The organism is Duganella sp. Root198D2 (genome assembly GCF_001428585.1).
Classification (GTDB): domain Bacteria; phylum Pseudomonadota; class Gammaproteobacteria; order Burkholderiales; family Burkholderiaceae_D; genus Rugamonas.
Window position 1 is genome coordinate 54,362 of record NZ_LMIC01000019.1, and the last position, 6,805, is coordinate 61,166.

The following is a 6,805-nucleotide window of genomic DNA, read 5'->3' on the forward strand; positions in this document are numbered from 1 at the left end:
GGGATAAAGAGAGTGAAACGACACATCCTGAGCACCATCACCTTGAGCCTGATGGCGGCATTCGCCCACGCAGGCGGACATGAAGGCCACGATCACACGCCGGCCCCGACTTCCGGCATCGACACCCAATACATCGACAAGAACGTGCGCGCGCAGGACGATTTCTTCCAGCACCTGAACGGCGAATGGCTGCGCAGCACCGAGATCCCGGCCGACAAGTCGAGCTGGGGTTCCTTCGCCAAGCTGCGCGACGACACCCTGTTCCAACTGCGTGACCTGATCCAGGGCCTGCAGGGCCAGAAAGGCCTGCAAGGCGACGACGCCAAGATCGCCGCGCTGTACGCTTCCTATATGGACGAAGCCAAGCTGGAAAAGCTGGGCGCCAAGCCGCTGGCCGGTGAGCTGTCCCGGATCCGCGGCCTGAAAGACAAGAAGGGCATTCCTGCGCTGGTCGCCCACTTCAACAAGACCGGCGTGCCGGCGCCTTATGGCGTAGGCGTGAGCCAGGATGCACGCAACTCGACCCAGTACGCGGCCCACATGGGCCAGTCCGGCCTGGGCCTGCCTGACCGCGAGTACTACCTGAAGAAAGACGACGCCAAGATGGCGGACGCGCTGGCCAAATACGAGCTGCACGTTGCTAAAGTCCTCGGCCTGGCCGGCAACAAGGATGGCGCCGCAAAAGCCAAGGCCATCGTGGCACTGGAAACCGAACTGGCCAAAGCGCAGTGGTCGCGCGTCGACAACCGCGACCCGGTCAAGCGCTACAACAAGATGGAAATCAGCAAGCTTGCTGAAAGCGCGCCAGGCTACGACTGGAAGGCCGCCCTGGGCGCCACCGGTATCGCCGCCAAGACCGACAGCGTGATCGTGGCCCAGCCAAGCTACATGACCGAATTCGCCAAGCTGGTTGAAAGCACCCCGCTGGAAACCTGGAAAGCCTACTTTGAATGGCACCTGCTGCGCGACGCATCGCCTTACCTGTCGAAGGATTTCGACCAGGCTAATTTCGCCTTCTACGGTACCGTGCTGACCGGTGTAACCGAGCAGCAACCACGCTGGAAGCGCGGCGTGGGCGTGGTGGAAGGCGCGATCGGCGAAGGCATGGGCAAGCTGTACGTGGCGAAGCACTTCCCGGCCGAACGCAAGGCGCGCATGGAGGAACTGGTGAAGAACCTGCTGGTGGCCTATAAGCAGAGCATCGACAGCATCGACTGGATGGGCCCGGAGACCAAGAAACAGGCGCAAGAGAAGCTGGCCAAGTTCACCCCAAAAATCGGCTACCCGAACAAATGGCGCGACTACAGCAAGCTGCAGTTCAAGGCCGGTGACCTGATCGGCAATATGGGCCGCGCTGCCGAATTTGCCTATAACCGCAACCTGGAAAAGCTGGGCAAGCCGATCGACAAGGAAGAGTGGGGCATGACTCCGCAGACGATCAATGCCTACTATCGTCCAACCGCCAACGAGATCGTGTTCCCGGCCGCCATCCTGCAGCCGCCGTTCTTCGACATGAAGGCTGACGATGCGGTCAACTACGGCGCCATTGGTGCGGTGATCGGCCACGAAATCTCGCACGGCTTCGACGACTCCGGCTCGCAGTACGACGGCGACGGCAACCTGCGCGACTGGTGGACTGCCGAAGACCGCGCCGCCTTCAAGGTCAAGGCCGATGCCATGGTCAAACAGTACAGCTCCTATGAGCCGGTGCCCGGCTATAACATCAACGGCAAGCTGACCCTGGGCGAAAACATCGCCGACAACTCCGGCCTGGCGATTGCCTACAAGGCGTACAAGATCTCCCTGGGCGGCAAGGCTTCGCCAGTGATCGATGGACTGAGCGGCGAACAGCGCGTGTTCATGGGCTTCGGCCAGGTATGGCGCACCAAGATGCGCGAACAGCAGGCGATTGTGCAGATCAAGACCGACCCGCACTCCGCCGGCCGCTTCCGCGCCAACGGCACGGTGGTCAACCAGCCGGCCTTCTACGATGCCTTCGGCGTGAAGGAAGGCGACAAGATGTACGTCAGGCCGGAAGACCGCATCATCATCTGGTAATCATTGTTTTGCTAAAAAGCCACGCCACCGCGTGGCTTTTCTTTCAACGTTTCACACCGGCGTGCTAGAGTCGCGCGATACCGTCAATCTACCTGGGAGGGTAACCTTGAAACGCAAGATCCTGAGCGCCGTTATCGTCGGCCTCTTCGCTGCAAACGCCGCCATCGCGGCCGGCAAGCCTGCACAAAAATCCGGCATCGAAGCCGCCAACATGGACAAAGCCGTCCGTGCGCAGGACGACTTCTACCAGCACCAGAACGGCACCTGGCTGAAGAACACCGAAATCCCGGCCGAGCGTTCCAGCTGGGGCACCTTCGTGCAACTGTCCGACACGGTCCAGGCCCAACTGCGCACCCTGATCGAAGAAGCTGCCGCTAAAGGCGGCAACGCCGATGCCAAGCGCGTAGGCGATATGTACGCCGCCATGATGGACGAAGCCCGCGCCGAGCAGCTGGGCCTGACCCCGCTGGCGGGCGAGCGCGCCCGCATCGCAGCCTTGAACGACAAGAAGCAGTTGGCCACCCAGTTCGCGCACTTCTCGCGCATGGGCGTGAGCAGCCCGTTCGACGTCGGCATCCACCAGGACAACAAGGACTCGACCCGCTACGTGGCCGACCTGTCCCAGTCCGGCCTGTCGATGCCTGACCGCGACTACTACCTGAAAAAGGATGACGCCAAACTGGCCGACACCCTGGCCAAATTCGAAGCCCACGTGGCCAAGATGATGGCACTGGCCGGCGACAAGAACGCCGCCGCCACCGCAAAAGCCGTGGTCAACGTCGAAACCCGCATCGCCCAGATCCAGTGGACCAAGGTCGAGCTGCGCGATCCGGTCAAGGCTTACAACAAATACGAAATCGCCAAGCTGAAAGAACTGATGCCTGGCTTCGACTTCGACACCTGGCTCGAAGGCGTGCATATCAACGGCAAGTTGAAAGACGTGATCGTCAGCCAGCCGACCTACCTGCAGGCGCTGGACAGGGTGGTCGCCGAAGTGTCGATGGAAGACTGGAAGGCCTATATGGACTACCGTCTGCTGGCAACCTTCTCGCCTGAGCTGTCCAAAGCCTTCGTTGACGAGAACTTCTCGTTCTACGGCACTGCCCTGAGCGGCGCCACCGAACTGCGCCCACGCTGGAAGCGCGCCGTGTCCCTGACTGAAGGCTCGATGGGCGAAGCGGTTGGCAAGCTGTATGTCGCCAAGCACTTCCCGCCGGAAGCCAAGGCCCGTATGGAAAAACTGGTGAAGAACCTGCTGCAAGCCTTCAACCAGAGCATCGATACCCTGGAGTGGATGAGCCCTGCGACCCGCAAGGAAGCGCACGCCAAGCTGGCCAAGTTCACCACCAAGATCGGCTACCCGAACAAGTGGCGCGACTACGGCGCACTGGAAATCAAACGCGACGACCTGGTGGGCAACGTGATCCGCTCCAGCCAGTTTGAACACGAACGCAATGTGAACAAGCTGGGCAAGGCAATCGACCGCGACGAATGGCTGATGCCACCGCAGCAGATCAATGCCTACTACAACCCGGAGATGAACGAGATCGTGTTCCCGGCCGCCATCCTGCAGCCGCCATTCTTCGACATGAAAGCTGACGACGCGGTCAACTACGGCGGCATCGGCGCGGTGATCGGCCACGAAATCTCGCACGGCTTCGACGACCAGGGCTCGCAGTTCGACGGCGACGGCAATCTGCGCAACTGGTGGACCGAAGAAGACGGCAAGCGTTTCAAGGAACGCACCGGCATCCTGGTCAAGCAGTACGGCGAATTCGAAGCGCTGCCAGGCTACAAGGTTAATGGCGAGCTGACCCTGGGCGAGAACATCGGCGACAACTCCGGCCTGGCTGTGGCTTACAAGGCATACAAGCTGTCGCTGAAGGGCAAGAAAGCGCCGGTGATCGACGGCTTCAGCGGCGACCAGCGCTTCTATATGGGCTGGGCGCAGGTATGGCGCACCAAGTACCGCGATGCGGCGCTGATCTCCCGCATCAAGGCCGACCCGCACTCGCCAGGCCCGTTCCGCACCAACGGCACCCTGCGCAACCAGCCAGGCTTCTACGAAGCCTTCGGCCTGAAGGACGGCGACAAACTATACCTGGCGCCGAAAGACCGCGCGATCATCTGGTAAAAACCGGTAAACCAGTGTCAGGCACAAGTGCCTGATACTGGCCCGCGACCGCCGCCTATCGGGTCAGACCCTTGGGTCTGACCCAGGTTTACCGGTTTTAGAAATGGACCCCCAATGAAAAAACACCTCCTCGCCGCCGCTGCCGCCGCGCTGCTGGCCACCGTCGCCAGCGCCGCCGACAAATCCGGCATCGAACTGCAATACGTCGACCCCGCCGTCCGCGCACAAGACGACTTCTTCAAGCACCTGAACGGCAAGTGGCTGGCCACGACTGAAATCCCGGCCGAAATGTCGAGCTGGGGCGCGTTCGAAAAACTGTTCGAAGACATCCAGCCGCAGCTGCGCACTATCATCGAAGACTCCGCACAAAGCGCTGACACCGCCGACAAGAAACGCATCGGCGACTTCTACGCCGCCTTCATGGACGAAGCCCGCCTCGAGCAGCTGGGCGTTGCACCCATCCAGGCCGAGCTGGCGCGTATCGCCGCCCTGAGCGACAAGAAGCAACTGCCAGCCCTGTTCGCGTACCACAACCGCCACAACTTCGCGGCGCCGATGGACATGGGCATCCACCAGGACAACAAGGACTCCACCAAATACGTGGTGGACTTCGTGCAGTCCGGCCTGGGCATGCCCGACCGCGACTACTACCTGAAAAAAGACGACGCCAAGATGGCCGAAACGCTGGCGAAGTACCAGACGACCGTCGAGAAAATGCTGGCGCTGGCCGGCGACACCAACGCCGCCTCCAACGCCAAGTCCATCGTCGCCTTCGAAACCAGGATCGCACAACTGCACTGGACCAAGGTTGAACTGCGCGACCCGGTCAAAGCCTACAACAAGGTACCGGTCGCCAAGCTGGGCGAACTGATGCCTGGCTATGACTGGAACGCCTACCTGAACGGCCTCGGCATCGCCGGCAAGGTCGATTACGTGATCGTCAGCCAGCCAAGCTACCTGAAAGCGCTGGACAAGCTGCTGGCCGAAACCCCGCTCGAGACCCTCAAGCCATACTTCGCCTGGAACGTGATCCGCCACAACGCGCCATTCCTGTCCAAGGCCTTCGTCGAGACCAATTTCGAGTTCTACGGCAAGCAGCTGGGCGGCGCCACTGAAATGCGCCCACGCTGGAAGCGCGGCGTCTCCGCCACTGAAGACGCGCTGGGCGAAAGCATCGGCAAAGTCTACGTCGAGCAGCACTTCCCGGCCGCGAACAAGGCGCGCATGGAAGAACTGGTGAAGAACCTGCTGGTAGCCTACAAGGACAGCATCGACAAGCTGCCTTGGATGAGCGCCAAGACCAAGCAGGAAGCGCAAACCAAGCTGGCCAAGTTCACGCCGAAAATCGGCTACCCGAACAAATGGCGCGACTACAGCGCGCTGACCATCGACCGCAACGACCTGGTGGGTAACGTGACGCGCGCCACCGAGTTCGCGGTGCAGAAGGAACTGGACAAGCTGGGCAAGCCGATCGACCGCGACGAATGGGGCATGACGCCGCAAACCGTCAACGCCTACTACAACCCGGAGCTGAACGAGATCGTGTTCCCGGCCGCCATCCTGCAGCCACCGTTCTTCGACGCCAACGCAGACGACGCGGTCAATTACGGCGCGATCGGCGCCGTGATCGGCCACGAGATCTCGCACGGCTTCGACGACCAGGGCGCGCAATACGACGGCGACGGCAACCTGCGCGACTGGTGGACCAAGCGCGATCACGCCAACTTCAAGACCAAGACACAGATGCTGGTCAAACAGTACGGCGCCTTCAGCCCGGTCAAAGGCTACAAGGTCAATGGTGAACTGACGCTGGGTGAGAACATCGCCGACAACTCGGGTCTGGCGATTGCGTACAAGGCTTACAAGCTGTCGCTGGGCGGCAAGCCGGCACCGGTGATTGAAGGATTCAGCGGCGAACAGCGCTTCTACCAGGGCTGGGCGCAAGCATGGCGCGCCAAGTCGCGTGAAGCAGCGTTGATCCGCCAGGTCACCACCGACCCGCACTCACCCGAAGAATTCCGCGCCAACGGCACCCTGCGCAACCAGCCAGGCTTCTACGACGCGTTCGGTGTGAAGAAGGGCGACAAGATGTACCTGACGCCGAAAGAGCGAGTAATCATCTGGTAAAACCGGTAAAGCGGGGTCTGACCCAAGGGTCAGNACACGGTCACTGGGGAGCCAGCGTTGTCGCCTTCGACGGTATCCTCGCGCACCGCGGTGATCGGCACACCGGACAGGAAGAACTGCAATTGCTGCGCCACCGCGCTTGACGTCAGGCCCATGGCCTGGACGCGTTCGGTGTGAAGAAGGGCGACAAGATGTACCTGACGCCGAAAGAGCGAGTAATCATCTGGTAAAACCGGTAAAGCGGGGTCTGACCCAAGGGTCAGACCCCCAACGGTCTTAAAGCTGTCGTCCGGGTTATGCGCCTTTGAACTTCGCAATAAGTCAAAGACCCAGAACCAACACCCCGGCCGTCGAGCAGACGGGGTCAGACCCTTGGGTCTGAMCCAGGTTTACCGGTTTTAAAAAAGGCAAAAAAAAAACCGCTCCAATCGAGCGGTTTTTTTATACGCGGTGAAAAGATCAGCCCTTAGGCTCCGCAGCCGGCGC

At 61.0% G+C, this 6,805-nt stretch carries 3 protein-coding genes; all 3 read left to right on the forward strand.

Annotation, left to right across the window (positions count from 1 at the left end; translation table 11 throughout):
• The first annotated feature begins 51 nt into the window (after positions 1-51).
• The 3 genes from ASE26_RS17185 to ASE26_RS17195 all read left to right on the forward strand — a co-directional run bounded on the left by ASE26_RS17185 (position 52) and on the right by ASE26_RS17195 (position 6,319).
• Positions 52-2,058 (forward strand): M13 family metallopeptidase, encoded by a 2,007-nt coding sequence (locus ASE26_RS17185; protein WP_057246619.1) that lies wholly within the window; start codon positions 52-54, stop codon positions 2,056-2,058.
• A gap of 106 nt (positions 2,059-2,164) precedes the next feature.
• On the forward strand, positions 2,165-4,192 hold the full coding sequence (locus ASE26_RS17190) for a M13 family metallopeptidase (protein ID WP_057246620.1): 2,028 nt from the start codon (positions 2,165-2,167) through the stop codon (positions 4,190-4,192).
• A 114-nt stretch (positions 4,193-4,306) separates the two neighbouring features.
• Positions 4,307-6,319 carry a M13 family metallopeptidase gene (locus tag ASE26_RS17195; protein ID WP_057246621.1) on the forward strand — a complete coding sequence of 671 codons (2,013 nt, stop codon included), beginning with the start codon at positions 4,307-4,309 and terminating at the stop codon, positions 6,317-6,319.
• Positions 6,320-6,805: the final 486 nt, after the last annotated feature.

Bases quoted from the DNA above. Each gene is read 5' to 3' on its own strand.
- ASE26_RS17185 (WP_057246619.1), top strand. From the start codon at position 52: ATGGCGGCATTCGCCCACGCAGGCGGACATGAAGGCCACGATCACACG.
- ASE26_RS17195 (WP_057246621.1), top strand. From the start codon at position 4,307: ATGAAAAAACACCTCCTCGCCGCCGCTGCCGCCGCGCTGCTGGCCACC.